Annotated in this window: 13 protein-coding genes; 5 read left to right on the top strand and 8 right to left on the bottom strand. The window is 45.5% G+C overall.

The window, feature by feature from the left end; all coding sequences use genetic code 11:
• Position 1: 1 nt before the first annotated feature.
• Positions 2-3,313 (bottom strand): DUF4175 family protein, encoded by a 3,312-nt coding sequence (locus B9A91_RS10490; protein WP_084238282.1) that lies wholly within the window; start codon positions 3,311-3,313, stop codon positions 2-4.
• Between the two features lie 157 nt (positions 3,314-3,470).
• On the opposite strand from B9A91_RS10490, the gene B9A91_RS10485 reads away from it, so the two are divergent.
• Positions 3,471-4,268: a glycerophosphodiester phosphodiesterase gene (locus B9A91_RS10485; protein ID WP_084238281.1), complete on the top strand. Its 798-nt coding sequence runs from the start codon at positions 3,471-3,473 to the stop codon at positions 4,266-4,268.
• Positions 4,269-4,338: 70 nt separating this feature from the next.
• Here the strand turns inward: B9A91_RS10485 and B9A91_RS10480 are convergent, their stop codons facing one another.
• The 3 genes from B9A91_RS10480 to B9A91_RS10470 all read right to left on the bottom strand — a co-directional run bounded on the left by B9A91_RS10480 (position 4,339) and on the right by B9A91_RS10470 (position 6,835).
• On the bottom strand, positions 4,339-4,530 hold the full coding sequence (locus tag B9A91_RS10480; RefSeq protein ID WP_084238280.1) for a cold-shock protein: 192 nt from the start codon (positions 4,528-4,530) through the stop codon (positions 4,339-4,341).
• A 97-nt stretch (positions 4,531-4,627) separates the two neighbouring features.
• Entirely contained in the window at positions 4,628-5,602 is a 975-nt protein-coding gene (locus B9A91_RS10475; protein ID WP_084238279.1) for a hypothetical protein, read from the bottom strand.
• Between the two features lie 36 nt (positions 5,603-5,638).
• Entirely contained in the window at positions 5,639-6,835 is a 1,197-nt protein-coding gene (locus B9A91_RS10470) for an aspartyl protease family protein (protein WP_235012521.1), read from the bottom strand.
• An 85-nt stretch (positions 6,836-6,920) separates the two neighbouring features.
• Between B9A91_RS10470 and B9A91_RS10465 the strand changes: the two genes are divergently transcribed.
• The gene (locus B9A91_RS10465) at positions 6,921-8,273 is read left to right on the top strand and encodes a D-alanyl-D-alanine carboxypeptidase/D-alanyl-D-alanine-endopeptidase (RefSeq protein WP_084238277.1); all 1,353 of its coding nucleotides are present in this window, start codon (positions 6,921-6,923) and stop codon (positions 8,271-8,273) included.
• Positions 8,260-9,369, top strand: coding sequence for an aminotransferase class I/II-fold pyridoxal phosphate-dependent enzyme (locus tag B9A91_RS10460; RefSeq protein WP_084238276.1), 1,110 nt, complete (start codon positions 8,260-8,262; stop codon positions 9,367-9,369). Before B9A91_RS10465 ends, B9A91_RS10460 begins: the two co-directional genes overlap by 14 nt.
• Here the strand turns inward: B9A91_RS10460 and B9A91_RS10455 are convergent.
• From B9A91_RS10455 to porX, 4 genes are all read right to left on the bottom strand, one after another.
• A complete protein-coding gene (locus tag B9A91_RS10455) occupies positions 9,317-9,997 on the bottom strand; it encodes a M15 family metallopeptidase (protein WP_084238275.1) in 681 nt (226 codons plus the stop codon). The genes B9A91_RS10460 and B9A91_RS10455 overlap by 53 nt on opposite strands.
• A gap of 12 nt (positions 9,998-10,009) precedes the next feature.
• Complete coding sequence (locus tag B9A91_RS10450) at positions 10,010-11,236, bottom strand: alanine dehydrogenase (RefSeq protein ID WP_084238274.1); 1,227 nt, start codon at positions 11,234-11,236, stop codon at positions 10,010-10,012.
• Positions 11,237-11,298: 62 nt separating this feature from the next.
• A complete protein-coding gene (gene tsaE / locus B9A91_RS10445; RefSeq protein WP_235012520.1) occupies positions 11,299-11,724 on the bottom strand; it encodes a tRNA (adenosine(37)-N6)-threonylcarbamoyltransferase complex ATPase subunit type 1 TsaE in 426 nt (141 codons plus the stop codon).
• 327 nt (positions 11,725-12,051) lie between these two features.
• Positions 12,052-13,605: a T9SS response regulator signal transducer PorX gene (gene porX / locus B9A91_RS10440; RefSeq protein WP_084239669.1), complete on the bottom strand. Its 1,554-nt coding sequence runs from the start codon at positions 13,603-13,605 to the stop codon at positions 12,052-12,054.
• Between the two features lie 105 nt (positions 13,606-13,710).
• On the opposite strand from porX, the gene B9A91_RS10435 reads away from it, so the two are divergent.
• Together B9A91_RS10435 and lpxD are read left to right on the top strand one after the other, a co-directional pair.
• Positions 13,711-14,934, top strand: a complete 1,224-nt coding sequence (locus tag B9A91_RS10435; RefSeq protein ID WP_084238273.1) for an HD domain-containing protein — start codon at positions 13,711-13,713, stop codon at positions 14,932-14,934.
• A gap of 117 nt (positions 14,935-15,051) precedes the next feature.
• Positions 15,052-16,122: a UDP-3-O-(3-hydroxymyristoyl)glucosamine N-acyltransferase gene (gene lpxD, locus B9A91_RS10430; RefSeq protein ID WP_084238272.1), complete on the top strand. Its 1,071-nt coding sequence runs from the start codon at positions 15,052-15,054 to the stop codon at positions 16,120-16,122.
• The last annotated feature ends 1 nt before the right edge of the window (position 16,123 follow it).

Below are 16,123 nucleotides of genomic sequence, written 5' to 3'. Positions count from 1 at the left end.
ATTATTGCCCCGAATTTAGCAATTTAAAATACTCGGTAATTTTATTTTTGTAATAGTGGTTTAAATTTGGCGGGAGTTTTTGCAGCCACTCCGTCTCGTTTTTTTGCTGCAACTTGAATTTCTCCAGCATTTGCTTATAGGAAGGAGGGAAATCATGGCCTGCCTTGCTTTCTCTTTTTGCATCCTGTTCCTGTTCCCTTTCTGCCTTTTCCGCATCCAGCAGCTTAAGCAGCAACTCTTTCTGACGGTTCATTGTCTGCTGTTCAATACGCTTGTTTACCAGGTCAGCTTCTGTTTCTTTCATGTCCTGTATCATCTGGTTCAGGTTGCCCAGCGGGCCCTTGCCGTCCTTATTGTCTTCCCGGTTTATTTTTTGCAGCGCTTCCCGGATCATCTGTTGCTGCTGTGCCATTTTAGCAAATTCCTCACTCATGCTTCCTTTAGGAACATTTCCTTTATTGCCGTTTTTCTGCATTTGTTCGCGGGCCTGCTGCATCTTGCTGTTCAGCTGCTGCTGCAGCTGTTCCAGCTGTTTCATGCTTTGTTTTTTGCTGCTTTTGCCCCCGCCTTTGCTGTTTTTCATCATGTTTTGCAATTGATCCAGGGCTTCGTTCAGCATCAGGGAAAGGTTATTGATGGAAGTCATGGTGTACTGCTGGTTCCGGTTCGCTGCCGCAGTATTTCTTTCACCCAGGTTTTCCAGGCTTTTGTCCATATTGAAATTGATCTTCTGCATTTCCTCATTTACGGCAGTTTCGATCTGCGGCACCCTTTTGCTCAAAGAAAAAAGACTGTCTGCAATGGTTTTCACATTGTCTTTTATTGCGCGCTGTTTCTGAACATTGACCGTGTACTGAGGGTCACTGCTGCTCAAACGTTTGAGGTTCAACATTACTTTTTCCTGGTCAAATGAAGTTTTCAGCAGATTTTCCAGCAACTGACGGAGTTCCTGTGCATTCAGGTTATTTTCCATTTCGGCCGATTCCTGCTGCATTTCTTCCATTTTTTTTGCCAGCTGTTCCATCTGCTCTCCGGCTTTTTGCTGCTGCTCCGACGCTTTTTTACGGTCGTTTTTATCCAGCTGGCTTTCACTTTCCTGCTGCTGCTGTTTGATGTCCCTGGTTTCCTTTTCCGGGTTTTGAAAAGGATTGGGCCGTTCAAGTTCCTGGTTTTTTTGTTCCAGTTTTTTCAGGTCTTTCTGTAGTTCCTCAAAAGATCTGGATAGCGCTTTCTGCTGGTCTTTCAGCTCCGGTGACTGTGCGCTCTTGCTTAAACTCTGTTTGGCCTGTTCCTTTTGTACCTTGGCCAACTCGTTGAGCCGGTCGATTTGATTTTGCAGGTTCTGCTCAAATTCAAGTTGTTTGTACAATTCTAAAATGCGGTCCAGCTCGTTTTTAAGCGATTTGTTATCCATCTGCATTTTGGAAAGCTCATTCCGGGCCTGGTCTTTATTGTTCTGGTCCATTAAATTCTGCAGCTTTTCCAGCAAGGCTTTGGTCTTTTCATCCAGCACATTGTTAAACAGATCATCTATTTTTTTCTGCTTTTCAGCAAGCTCCTCCTTCAGGGCGCCGTTTTCTTCCTTATCCAGACTGTTTTTCTTGTTCAGGTTATTGATGTCTTTAACGGCCTCTTCCAGCTGTTTCTGTTTGTTCAGCAGCTGTTCAATTTGTTTTTTGTCGTCAAATGTAAGTTGCTTTTTGTCCAGTAATGTTTCTGCCAGTTTCTTGCTTTCTTTTTCCACCTGGCCGGCCAGTTTAATGGTTTTTTCCATTTGCTGTTTCAGGGCCTGGCTGCTTTCATTAATTTTTGCTGCAGCTTCTCTTGCCGTTGGCACCGCAAGCAAACGGATTTCTGATTTAGCCGATTTGGGCCCGTTAACCCCATCATTATCCGATACTTCGAAATAATACTCCAGCGTTTGCCCGGGTTCCAGCTGGCTTTCCTTCAGGTTCCAAAAGTAAAAGAATGTGTTTTCCAGCTGGTTTTTCTTAACGGGGATCAGCGATGTCACCGTTTTTTTAACCTTGCCATTTTCCTTTACCTGGTATTTGAATTTTAAGGCGCTGAAGCCATGGTCATCACTGATATGGCCTGAAAAATATAAAGCCTTGCTACTCAATGAGTCCGGCGTTTCCATTACAGAAATACCAGGGAATTCATCTTTGATCACATTGATCTGGTGGCTTAAGGAATCGCTGCTGCTGAAACTGTTTTCTGGGATAATGCTGTATGCCGAAGCCTGCCGAATGGTCCTGGTATAGGTAAAGAGGTTGTTTTCTCCCGAAAGTACCTGGGCTTTACCGTCCAGTATAAAAGTCAGTGCCCTGGTATTCCTGGTTTCCATCTGCCAGCTCACATGGGTTCCCTCCGGCAGGAGCAGGTCGCCCGCATTTTGAAGGATTTCGTCTTTTTTGTTCAGATAGGCCGGGTATTTCAGCCGGGCCCTAAGCATCAATACCGAAGGTTTCGGATTTACGGTGATGCTGTATTCCTTTGAATCGAAGCCTCCTGCAGAAAAAGAAAGGACCATACTCTTCTGGATGTTCTTAAAGGTATGGTAGAATGTTGTCGTGCTTTCTTTTTCCAGCTTATAGGTGTTTGCCCCAATGCTCACATAAACATCCTGTGGGATTTCGTTGCCGGTTAGTTTCAGCTCCAGTTTCACATCATCGCCTTGCGCCACGCCGAGATTGGTATTCAGCAACACAAAATTGAAGGGTGCTTTGGGCAAAATCTGTGTATTGTACTGTATCAGGCTACTGGTGCCTTCCTTTAAAATTGCCGGCGCAATGATGGCAATCAGCACAATAACCGAGGCCGGGACCAGAAAATACTTCATGTATTTTTTATTGTCGGCCAGCTTAATGGCATTGGTAAAAGGAATAGGCCTCAGCTCCGCAATCTTCTGGTCTATACCCGCCAGGATAAGGGCATTGTGTTCAGTCGAGGCCTCGGCCATTGCTTTCAGCTGCAGGGTATTCAGCAGCTTGTCTTTGATGCTGAAAAAATGATGGCCAATAATGGCCGAGGCCTGCTCAATACTCAGGTTTTTACCCATTTTGAAATAGGAGAGGGCCGGACTGATGATCAGCCATGAAGTGGCCAGGACGCCTATGGTTACAAACCCAAAAAACAAGGCGGTTTTGGTTGCCGGACCGGGCTGTAGATAATAAATCAATACGAACAGGATCAGGTATAGGGCCAGGAGCAGCGCGGCTGTATAGATCAGGCCACGCAGCAGTTTATTGAGGTAAAACTTCTGTGTAAACTCATTAATTTTTGAAATCAAAAGCTCGTAGTTGCTGTTCATCCTGATCTGTAAAACCTGAAAGCTTAAAAGTCAGCAATTTTTTGATAAAAGTAAAGCACTAATATAGGTTTGCTCATAAGCTCGTAATGTTAAATTAACTTAAATAAGCTTTCAATATTGCCTTTTAAATGATATTTTAGTAAAAAAAACACAACATATGAAACACTCATCTTTAGTCATTATTCTGATGGCAGTAACATTAAATAGTGCTTTCGCCCAAAAAAAGACGAAAGCAATCAAAACCTGGAACAAGAATGTAGTTATTGCACACCGCGGCGCCTGGAAAAAACAAAACCTTCCGGAGAACTCTATAGCATCCTTAAAAGAGGCTATCCGCCTGGGCTGTCATGGTAGTGAATTTGATGTGCATATGACCAAAGACAAGGTGCTTGTGGTGAATCATGATGCCGATTTTCAGGGCCTGCACATCGAACAATCTACCTATGCTGAATTGCTTCAGAAAAAGCTGAGTAACGGGGAGTCCATCCCTACTGCAGAAGCCTATATCAAAGAAGGGATCAAACAAAAAGGTACCCGCCTGGTTTTCGAGATCAAGCCGACCAAAACGGGTAAAGCAGGGGATATAGCACTTACAGACGCCTGTGTGGCCATGGTTAAAAAGTTAAAGGCTGAAGCCTGGGTAGATTACATCAGCTTTAGCTGGGACACCATGCTGAGGCTACGTGAAATTGCACCAGAAGCCCATATTGCCTATCTTAAAGGCGATAAATCGCTCGAAGAACTGAAAGCCGCAAACATGAGCGGTGCCGACTACCACTACAGTGTTTACCAGAAAGGGGAGTGGTTCAAAAAAGCAAAAGAGCTGGGGCTCACCATAAATGCCTGGACCGTAAACAACGAGGCAGAAATGAAATGGCTGCTGGACAACAACGTAGAATTTATTACCACCAACGAGCCGGAGCTGCTTTTTGAGGTCATCAAAAACCATAAATAACCAACAGCCTTTAAAACAAAAAAGCATCGCGGGTTATCCGCGATGCTGTCCAATTTATGTTTTTAATAATCTAGATTACTTTAACATTAATCGCATTCAATCCTTTTTTGCCGTTTTCAACGTCATATTCAACTTTGTCGTTTTCACGAATTTCGTCGATAAGGCCTGTTGAATGTACAAAAATTTCGTTGTCACCATTAGCTGGGATAATAAAACCGAAACCTTTGGTCACATTAAAAAATTTTACTGTTCCTTCTTGCATTGTATTTATTTATTAAAATTAAGTCTGCAATGTACATATTATTTTTTGATAACATGCAAATGCTTCATTTTTTGATAAATATAAAATAAAACCAGCCTTATTTTGCCCGTTTGCGGCCGGTAACCACTAAATTAACCTCGCTGGAATGTGGAATTCCGAGTGTTTTGCCGGGGCTAACCTGCAATAGGTTTTGCAGGTAAACGTTGATGATCGCCTCGAGTGTTTTCTTGCGGGGCCCGTAATTTTCCTGAAAACTGGTATGGAAAGCACCCAGGTGAATTTTGCCTTTTGCATCCACAATTATCGAAAAATCATAGCCAAAATCGTCGTAGGCATTCACAATATCAATCCTGTAGCGGGGAAAAAGGTAATCGTAGGACTCCGTTCTTCCGAGCAGCTTATCCACTGTACTGAGCTTTTTCACATGGATGATTTTGCTTACAGGAACAAATTCCACCGGCTGCCGGGCCCCAAAGGCAGTTTTGGCATTTCCCGGGTCCAGGGCCGATTTGTCTGCCAGTTCCTGTATATAAAGCGTATCGGCTTTTGTGGGACGTTGCAGCTCCTCTACCGTGGTTTTGAGTACCTTATGTATGTAATCTTCCGAGTACCAGGTCAGGTTCACGTCCGAGCGGATGTCTTTCGAGATTTCGCGACCGGTTAAATGCAGCCGCTGAAACACGAGGCTATCCTTGCTGATCTTTTTTATCCTGAACCATTCTTTGGCAAAATTGTACACATTCTTATGGTCAAAATGCAGGTAAAAGCTTTGCATACGGTCGAACTGCGGACTGTAGGCCTCTATCGTGTCCCTCGACTTAAACCGGATGATCCAGGAAGGTTCCTGTTGAAAACCAATTTCATTGAAAGAAAGCCCGGTACTGAAACGACGCTTTACCTCGTAAAATTTAATGCCAATAATAGGATCAAAAGGCTCCCTTCCGGTAACCGGCAGAGGCTCATCAACCGGCTTATCAGGACTTGCCTTGCCGGGGTTTTTGGGGTTCGGGTTACAGCTGCAGATGAACAAAGCAAGGGCACTCAGGGCACTCAGTATAAAGGATTTCGTCATATCTCGGATCGTAGGCTGCAAAGTTAAAAGAATCCTTTAAATTCTTTGTTTGAGCTTAAACACCTTCACATCAATTTCCTTATCGCGGTATATGGATAAGATGATGGTTTTCCCATCGGCCGATTTGAACAGGTTATTGATATCGTCGAGCTTAAAGCTGGCCGCAGGGGAGAAATTGATCAGTATGATCTCATCATCTGCCTTGATTCCCGCCAGGTCTGCCGGTGAACCGGGCTCTATCCTCCCTACAAAATAGCGTCTGGTTTTATCTTCCTGCAGGTAAACTTCTATGCCCGACATGTCGTGCTCAAAGGGGCGGTTAAACTGCCCGTTCTTCCGCAGGTATATGGAGTTGTCGGCATAATCAAACGTAATGTTAAAACGACTCAGTATATCGGCCCCAAGGTTTCCGTTGCGGTCTTTCAGGATCACCTTGGCCGCAACATCGTCATACCTGGGATAAGAAGCCAGGACACCTTTCAGCTTAAAGCCTCCGATCGTGAGCGACGAAACGCGGCCGATATTTCCGGCAATAGGCCCGCTCATGCCCACGCCCAGATTGGCCGATATGGAAGAGGCTGGTACCGGAAAAGGCTCCTCTTTTAACCGCTCCAGCGAGATGGCATGGCTTGCCCCATTGTCCATCAGTGTTTTTACGGTCAGGTGGCCCTGCTCAGCCGTTTCAATGTCGATGTTCACATACGGCTTGCTGTTTTCGATCTCGATAGGCACCCTTTCCCCTTTTATTTTTCTGAAGGCCCAGGGATGGCCAAAAACCATTCTTTTACCCGAATAATTCAGCTGAACAACAAAACTTTTAAAAAAATGATAACCTAAAAGTCCGTAGATCTTGGTGCCAAGGTAGTTAGACAGCCCAAAAATATCCTGTTTTAATATCGCCGTGGGCATGTTGTCTATCCAGGCATTGCCAACCCTGACCGATACATCATTGGCAATGAAAGCATCAATTTTGGCGCCGCTCCCCAGGCCCGATATTTCCAGCGTCCGCGAAACCCTGAGGCCCAGGCTGTCAATCAGTTTCGGATCGGTAATGATCATAGGTCCTACACCGGTGTCTAAGATGAAATTGAAAGGGCCATGGTTATTGAGGTATACCGGCACGATGACCAGGTTTTTAACCAGGGCGAAAGAAATGGCATCCTTGCTTTTGTTTCCTTTAAAGTAAAAATCCTGCGCCAGCAGCTGAATTGCCGCACCGGTCTGAACCATCATGACCCACAAGAAAACCCGGAGTTGACTGAAATTAATCAGGCGCATTAACAATTTCATTAAACTAAATTAATAAATTAGTAGCAGTATGATTGTATCCGGATATAAAAGTATTACAGTAAAAATTCGGGGGCTCAAAATACTGCTTTTTGCAGGCTTTTCCCTCTTGCTTTTTTGTATGGGCTGCTCCACAGAAAAACGCATTTCCAGGGGTGTTAAAAAGGTCTTTGCCAGCGCGCCGGTATTGAAACATCATTACTCAGGCTTTGCTTTATACGACCTGGCCAGCGGACATATGCTGTTTGAAAAGAATGCCGATCAGTATTTCACACCCGCCTCAAATACCAAACTGTTCACCTTTTATGCCAGCTTGAAAATGCTGCCCGATTCTATCCCTTCTTTAAGGTATGTAGAGCGCGGCGATTCACTCATCTTCTGGGGCACTGGCGACCCCTCTTTTTTACAGAGCAAGCTCAAAGGCACACGGGCGGCAGAGTTCTTAAAATCGGCGGCTAAAAAACTGTTTTATGCCCCGGGCAGGTATACCGGCGATTTTTATGGCAGCGGATGGCAGTGGGACGACTACAACGATTATTACCAGGCCGAAATAAATGAATTGCCACTCATGGACAACCTGCTGCATGTGAAGGCCGAAAAAGGAAAAATAACCCTGCTCCCGGCCTTATTTAAAGATTGTTTAGGGGCAGATTCTGCAGCTATAGGGCAAACGTTCGGGCTTGTCCGGGATTTCAACAGCAACCATTTTAAATACCCGCTTATGGTCATTCCTGAAAGCTATACCCAGGATGTGCCTTATAAGGTAAGCCTTCCGCTTACCCTGAGCCTGCTTTCCGATACCCTTCATAAACCGGTAGGACTGGCCAGCCTGAAAATGCCACTGGATGCCAGAACAATCTTCAATTTAAACCGGGATACTGTGCTGAAGGAAATGATGCTGCCGAGTGATAATTTTATAGCCGAACAGCTCCTGCTGGTTTGTGCCAACCAGCTTGGCGAAGAGCTGAATACCCATAAAGCCATTTCCCATATCGAAAAAACATATCTTTCGGCCCTGCCCGATAAGCCCCGCTGGGCAGATGGATCCGGCCTGTCCAGGTACAATCTGTTTACGCCCAGGTCTGTGGTTAAGCTGCTGGACATGATCTATAAAGAGCTCAATAACCCCGAAAAGCTGTTTAACATGATCCCTGCCGGAGGGAAAAGCGGCACCTTAAAAAATGCCTATCCCAAAACCGATAAGCCTTTTGTTTTTGGCAAAACCGGAACGCTTTCCGGGGTGCATAACCAAAGCGGCTTTATCCGCACTAAAAAAGGAAAAACCTTTATCTTTTCCTTTATGAACAACAATTATGTAACCTCTGCCACCGAAGTCAGAAAAGAAATGGTGCGCATTATGACCTATATCCATGAGCAGTTTTAATGTGGAACTGACCAATATTCAGGGTCCGCTTTCCCTGAATATCAATATACAAGGGCAGGACTACCTGTATTTTAGCGGCACGGCCTATCTGGGCATTCCTCAAAATTCCGCCTTTATCGGACATTACCAGGATGGGCTTAAAAAATTCGGTCTTAACAATGGCACCAGCAGGGGCAACAACGTGCAGCTCGGGATTTATAACGAAGCCGAGGCTTATGCCGCTGAATATTTTGGTGCAGAGGCCGCGCTCATTACGTCCAGCGGTTATCTGGCGGCTCAGCTGCTGGTCAGGGCCTTTGCCTCCGAACACCTGATCTATGCGCCTCAAACCCATCCTGCGCTGTGGTTAAACGGAGCTCCCGAAACTAGGGGTGGTTTTTCAGCATGGGCTAAAAAAACAGTTGAGCGCATTAATGGAAGTCCGCAAAATAAATGGGTGCTGATCAGCAATTCTCTAAACAACCTTTTCCCGGAGCAATACGATTTTTCTTTTTTGAGGGACATCCTTCCTGAAAATGAGTTGTTTTTAATTGTGGACGATTCACATGGCATAGGCTTGATCGATAAGGGCAGGGGCGTCTTAAACACCATCCCCGTATTGCCAAATGTTAAAGTAACGGTGGTGGCTTCTATGGCCAAAGCGCTCGGAATAGATGCGGGCATTATATTGGGCAGTACCGGGGTCATCGGCATGCTAAAGCGCAGCAACGCATTTTTGGGCGCATCGCCACCGGCGGCAGCAGGGCTTTATGCTTTTATGCAGGCTGCAGACATTTATCGTGACGAACTCGGGAAACTGCAGGAGCTGATGCATTATTTTTCAGGTAAAATTGACTCCGGGGATTGGAACTTTATACCCGGTTACCCGGTTTATTTTAGTCAGGACCCCGAATTGTACGCCATGCTGCTGGAACAGCAGATCCTCATTTCCTCTTTTCCCTATCCGGACCATAAAGGAAGGCCTTTGAACCGGGTGGTACTGAGCAGCTGGGCAACAAAAGAAAGCTTAGACCGGCTATTAAGTGCATTAAAACCCGCGGGGCCTACAGCTTTTCAAAGGGGATATCGAGCAGATCGTAACGCTGCCAGCCTTTAAAGTCAAAATGCCACCACTCGTTCGGTATTACCCGGAAGCCGTATTTTTGCATGGTATCAATCAGCATTTTTCTGTTTTTCAGTACCTCCGCAGGCAGAAGGGCATAATCAGCCGCCGCTTCCGGGGCAAAGCTGTCGTAGGGGGTAGGCATAGCAATTTCCCGGCCTGTTTTCCGGTCAATAATGGTCAGGTCTACTGCACAACCGCGGTTATGCTTGGAACCTTTGGCCGGGTTCGCTACAAAGTTCTTATCAGCCGCCCCTTCGTAAAAGGCCAGCGTAACCTGATAGGGCCTGTAGGCGTCAAATATCTTTAAGCCATAGCCCTGTTTTTTTAGTTCTGCCTGGATTTTTTTGAGCTGCATGACCACTGGTTTCCGTGCAAAGGCCCGGGCCTGCCTGTACATGATGCATTTCATGAAATTGTTTGCGGTGGCATACCTGATGTCGAGCACAACCCCTGGAACAAATTTTTTGATTTCCAGTAGTTTGTTGTCGCTGTTCGTTTTGCAGGAATCCATATAGCTGGCATAGCCATCTACTTTCAAGCCATGTGGATTCGATGGCTTTTGCTGGGCACGTACATTCAGGGAAAGAACAAAAAACAAAAGCGGAAGGATTTTTTTCATGCAGGGCTGGGCTTATTGGTTGGCTGCTACCAGCAATTCAATGTCTTTATACGGCAGGTTAAACATGTTCGAAAGGTCTTTACTGGTCAGGTGCCCCTGGTAAATGTACAGGGCTTCCCTGATACCGGGTTTATTCCATACCACGTTCATCAGTCCGCCCATGTCGCCAATATCTACCAGTATCGGGGTAAAGATATTGGTAAGGGCATAGGAGGCCGTTCTAGGCACTCTGGAGGCAATATTAGGGACACAATAATGGATCACGTCGTGTTTCCGGAATACCGGGTCTTTGTGATTGGTGACTTCAGAAGTTTCAAAACAACCGCCCTGATCTATACTCACATCAATCACCACGGAGTTGGGTTTCATGCGCGCAACGGTTTCTTCCATGACAATGCAGGGGCTTCTGCCGTGCGAAGCCCGGATTGCGCCGATCACCACGTCACAGGTGGTGATGGCCTTGCTCAAAACGATAGGCTGCATTACCGAGGTAAATACCCGGCTCCCAAGGTTGTTCTGCAGGCGCCTGAGCCTGAAGATCGAGCTGTCAAACACCTTTACTTCCGCACCCAGCGATATGGCCGTACGGGCTGCGTATTCGCCTACGGTGCCTGCCCCCAGGATGACGATCTCCGTTGGCGGAACACCGGTAAAGCCGCCCAGCATCAGTCCCTTTCCGCCGGTAACATTGCTCAGGTATTCTGCGGCAATCAGAATGGAGGTGGCCCCCACAATTTCACTCATGGAACGCACCACACTCAGGATATTTCCCTCATCGCGCAGGTTTTCAAAGCAGAGGGCATTTATTTTTTTATTCAGCAGGGCCTTGAGGTAAGACTCTTTCAATGCGCCCATCTGAAGGGCCGAGATCAGGGTCTGGCCCTTGTGCATCAGGCCGACTTCTTCAATTGTAGGCGGTGCAATTTTAACCAGGATATCGGCATCAAAAACATCCTTTTTATTAAAGGAGATGATGGCGCCCTGCTCGCTGTAGTCGTTATCCGAAAAATTGGCGCCTACACCTGCCCCGCTTTCAATGATCACCTTATGCCCATTGTTGACCAGTAAGGCAACAGACAGTGGCGTAAGGGCAATCCTGTTTTCCTGAAAGGAGATTTCTTTGGGAATGCCGATGTATAAACTGTTGTTCTTCTTGTTAATTTCTGACAATGCTTCTTTTGGCTGTATCAGCCCCTTTTGAGCAATGGAGGCCATACCTTCGCGTAATCCTGTAGCCATTTTTATTTATAGATTTGGGCTTTAAATTAAGCAAAATAGCTGAAATTTAATGCGTTTGAAATTTAAATTTTTGAAATTGACAGTAACCTTTCATTTTCAGCCAGGGTTTCAATGCTTATTTTGATATAATGTTCTGGAATCAGTCCTTCAATTTTTTCGGGCCATTCGATAAAGCAGGTGTTCCCCGAGTAAAAATATTCTTCATACCCGATATCGTAGGCTTCCTGAATATTTTTGATACGGTAAAAATCAAAATGATAAATGGGCTTACCTTTGGCATCGTATTCATTTACGATAGAAAATGTGGGGCTCGAAACCACTTCTGTTACCCCCATTACTTTGGCAAGTGATTTAATCAATGTAGTTTTACCGGCGCCCATGTCGCCTTCAAAAATAAAGATGTGCGCATGAGCGGCCAGATCTAAAATTTTACGGGCCGCAAGATCCAGCTCTGTAAGGCCATTAACCTGAATTTTAATACTTTCCATTAACTGCAAAAATAGAAGAAATCGGCTTGATTTCATCAGCCTTAAGGCAGACTTAAATAAGAGGAGCCAATAATAACTAATAAATCACAGGTAAACTCCATATAAATAACACAATTGAGATAAGGTTGCTATACCGTTAAGATACCCTTGGCTTACCCTTGATATACCCCTAGGGTAATCCAAGGGTAAGCCAAGGGTAAGTCAAGGGTATTCCAACTATGTTATTTATATGTGTTTTTCTTATAAGCAATAAGTGATTACTGGCCTGACAGGTAAAACAAAAAGGGAGCACAAAGGCCCCCTTTCCATAATTTGAACAGCATCCTTTTATCTTGAACTGTAAGTGGCAACAGGAATGATCATCTCCTCCAGTGAGATGCCCCCATGCTGGAAAGTTTCGTTGTAGTAATTCACAAACTGATTGTAGTTGTTCTGGTAAACAAAATACTGGTCTTCCTTTGCAAAAATATAGTTGGAGCTGATATTGATCTTTGGCAATTGTGCTTCATGCGGGTTTTTGATCAGGAAAACCTCTTTCGCATTGAAGTTCAGGTTCCGTCCCTGTTTGTAGCGCAGGTTGGTATTCGTGTTCCTGTCGCCAATCACTTTACTGGGGTGTTTTACCCTAATGGTTCCATGGTCTGTGGTGATCACCACCTTAACTTTTTTCTGCGAGATCTTTTTCAGCAGGTCCATTAAAGGCGAATGTTCAAACCAGGACAGTGTCAGCGAGCGGTAAGCGGCATCATCGTTGGCCAGCTCCCGGATCATCTGCATATCCGTACGGGCATGCGAAAGCATGTCCACAAAGTTGTAAACGATGGCATTAAAATCATTGTGCATCAGGTTGTTTACCTGATCGTTCAGCGCCTTTCCATCGTCGTAGGTCAGTATTTTATGGTAACTGAATTTACAATCCTTGCGCAGGTTCCTTTTGATCTGTTCGGCCAGAAAAGTTCCTTCATGCAGGTTCTTGCCACCCTCGTCATCGTCGTTCTGCCACAGATTGGGGAAACGTCTTTCCATTTCAAGCGGCATCAGTCCGGAAAAGATTGCATTGCGGGCATACTGCGTTGCGGTTGGCAGGATGCTTGAGTAAATGTCTTCTTCATCCATTCTGAAATGCTCGGTAATGAGTGGGTTGATGACCCTCCACTGGTCGTAACGCAGGTTGTCGATCAGTATAAAAAACACCGGCACACCACCGTTGATGAGCGGGAAAACCTTTTTTTTCAGCAGTTCGTTCGATAGCAGCGGGGCCTGGCCTTTGCCATTCACCCAGCTCAGGTAATGGTCTTCTATAAATTTGGAAAACTGCATATTGGCCTCCGATTTTTGCATGGTCAGGATCTCATGCATCTGCGGATCGTCCAGCTTTTCCAATTCGAGTTCCCAGAAAACCAGCTTTTTATAAACATCCACCCATTCCTCGTAGCTGAGGCGGTCGTTAAGCGTCATGCCCAAACGCCTGAAGTCCTGCTGGTAGGCCATAGAAGTTTTTTCACTGACCAGTCTTTTGTTGTCTATGATCTTTTTAATGGTCAGTAAGACCTGCTTAGGGTTAACAGGCTTGATCAGGTAGTCGTCTATCTTAGATCCGATGGCATCTTCCATCAGGTTTTCTTCTTCGCTTTTGGTGATGAGGACCACAGGAACATCGCTCCTGATGTTTTTAATCGCTGTCAGCGTTTCCAGTCCGCTCATCCCCGGCATGTTTTCATCCAGGAAAACCAGGTCAAAGTGTTCTTTTCCAAAGGCTTCGAGCGCATCGTTACCATTGGTATAGGTGGTTACATGGTATCCTTTCTCGTTGAGCAGTAAAATATGTGGTTTTAACAGGTTAATCTCGTCATCAGCCCATAAAATCTTCGTTTCTTGCATCATTATATGTGTATAATGTAAATAAATCCTTAAAAAGAGCACGCCCTTTTGTGGTAGTATGGATAAAAATAGCAATTTTTGTACCGTATAATTTAATTTTAAGGATTGAACAAAAAGAAAATCATAAATGATCCGGTATATGGCTTCATCAATATCCCTTCTGAAATCATATTCGATCTGATCTCGCATCCGTATTTTCAACGACTTAGATATATCAAGCAGTTGGGGATGACCCACCTGGTATATCCAGGGGCCCTTCATACCCGCTTTCATCATGCTTTGGGGGCCATGCACCTGATGAGCCTTGCTATAGAGGTACTTAGGGGCAAAGGCCATGAGGTAACGGCCGAGGAGGAAGAGGCGGCAACGATAGCCATTTTGCTGCACGACATTGGTCATGGCCCCTTTTCGCATGCGCTGGAGCATACCCTGGTCAACGGCATACAGCACGAGGACATTTCTATGAAAATGATGGAGATGCTGAACGAAGAGTTTGACGGCCGGCTGACACTGGCCATCCGCATCTTTAAGGGCGATTACCCAAAACATTTCCTGCCCCAACTGGTCTCGAGCCAGCTGGACCTGGACCGGATGGATTACCTGAACCGCGATAGCTTTTTTACGGGGGTTAGTGAGGGGGTAATCAGTTTCGACCGCATCATTAAAATGTTCAATGTGCTGGATAAGGAGCTGGTGATTGAGGAGAAAGGCATTTATTCTATAGAAAAATTCCTGATCGCCCGCCGGCTGATGTACTGGCAGGTTTACCTGCACAAAACGGTGGTGGCCGGCGAGATGGTCCTGGTAAAAATCCTGGAAAGGGCAAAATACCTGGCTACGCATGGCGAAGCGCTCTTTGCCACACCTGCGCTGCAGCATTTCCTGAAAAATGAGATCACAGAGGCGGAATTTTTTAAGGGAGGAGCGCATCTGGCGCATTTTTCGAGGCTGGACGATCAGGATATTTTTGCCTCGGTGAAGGTTTGGGTAAGCCACTCAGACCGGATCCTGGCGCAGCTTTGCGGTATGCTTACGCAGCGGAACCTCTATAAAGTGGAGATCAGTAATGAGGCCCCTGATGAAAGCCGGGTACAGGAACTGAGGGCGCGCATAGCTGAGGTTTTAAACCTGGACGAGGCAGAGGTCTGCTATTTTGTATTTACGGATGTCATCAGGAACAGGGCCTATAATGCAGGGAGCGGAAATATCAATATCTTGTTGAAAAACAATACGATAGTAGACATTGCGAAAGCCTCTGATTTATCTAACTTAGCGTCACTGGACAAGACAGTGAAAAAGCATATCCTGTGTTATCCGCGGATTATTTAGCATTTTTTAACAAAATATTTAACGATTTATCCCGTTTTTAGATTCTTAATTTAAAATGAACGGAGTAACCTAAACAGGTTTTTTTGTTCATATCAATTTAACATATAACTTTGTAAGATGCAATTTACTGCCAAGCAGATAAGTGAGTTTATAGATGGTACCATCGAGGGCGATGAGGACGCAAAGGTTAGCGAGCTTTCAAAAATAGAAAATGGTAAGACCGGGTCTTTATGCTTTTTATCTAACCCTAAGTACGAGAACTATTTATACCAGACAAATGCTTCGGTAGTCATTGTTAAGAAAGACTTTGTACCCAGTCAGAAGGTCAGTAGTACCCTCATCAGGGTGGCCGATCCTTACAGTGCTTTTTCAGTCTTGCTGGAAAAATACAACGAGGCCGTTAACCTGGGCAATGCACAGGTGGGCATAGAACAGCCCTGCTTTATTCACCCTTCGGCAAAAATTGGTAAAAATGTATTTATTGGCGCATTTAGCTATGTGGCAGAAAATGTAGTGATCGGTGACAACTGTAAAGTCTCGCCCCAGGTATTTATCGGGCCCGATTCCAGTATGGGCAACAACTGCACCCTTTTTCCGGGGGTGAAGCTGTACAACCGTTCGGTGCTGGGCAGCAACATCGTCATTCATTCCAATACCGTAATTGGCAGCGACGGCTTCGGTTTTGCGCCCCAGGCAGATGGTACTTATACCAAAATTGCACAGATTGGCAATGTGGTGATCGAAGACGATGTGGAGATAGGCGCCAACAGTTCTATAGACCGCGCCACCATGGGCTCTACTTTTATACGTAAAGGGGTTAAACTGGACAACCTGATCCAGATTGCACACAATGTAGACGTTGGTGAACACAGTGTGGTTGCGGCGCAAAGCGGAATTTCCGGAAGCTCCAAACTGGGCGAGAAATCGGTTGTAGGCGGACAGGTGGGCATTGCCGGGCATCTGTCATTGGCTAAAGGCACCCAGATCGGCGCCCAGGCAGGGATCAATTTTAACATTACCGAAGAAAATAAACAATGGCATGGCAGTCCGGCACAACCCTTGCGGAACTGGATGCGGGCCTCTGTAATTTTTAAGCAGCTGCCCAACGTTGAGAAAAGGATAGCTAACCTGGAGGCGCAGATCAGGCAGCTGAATGAACTCATTGAACAAAACAGTATACCAAAATAAT

The organism is Pedobacter africanus (genome assembly GCF_900176535.1).
Taxonomy (GTDB): Bacteria; Bacteroidota; Bacteroidia; order Sphingobacteriales; family Sphingobacteriaceae; genus Pedobacter; species Pedobacter africanus.
This window is presented reverse-complemented; position numbering and strand designations above follow the sequence as displayed.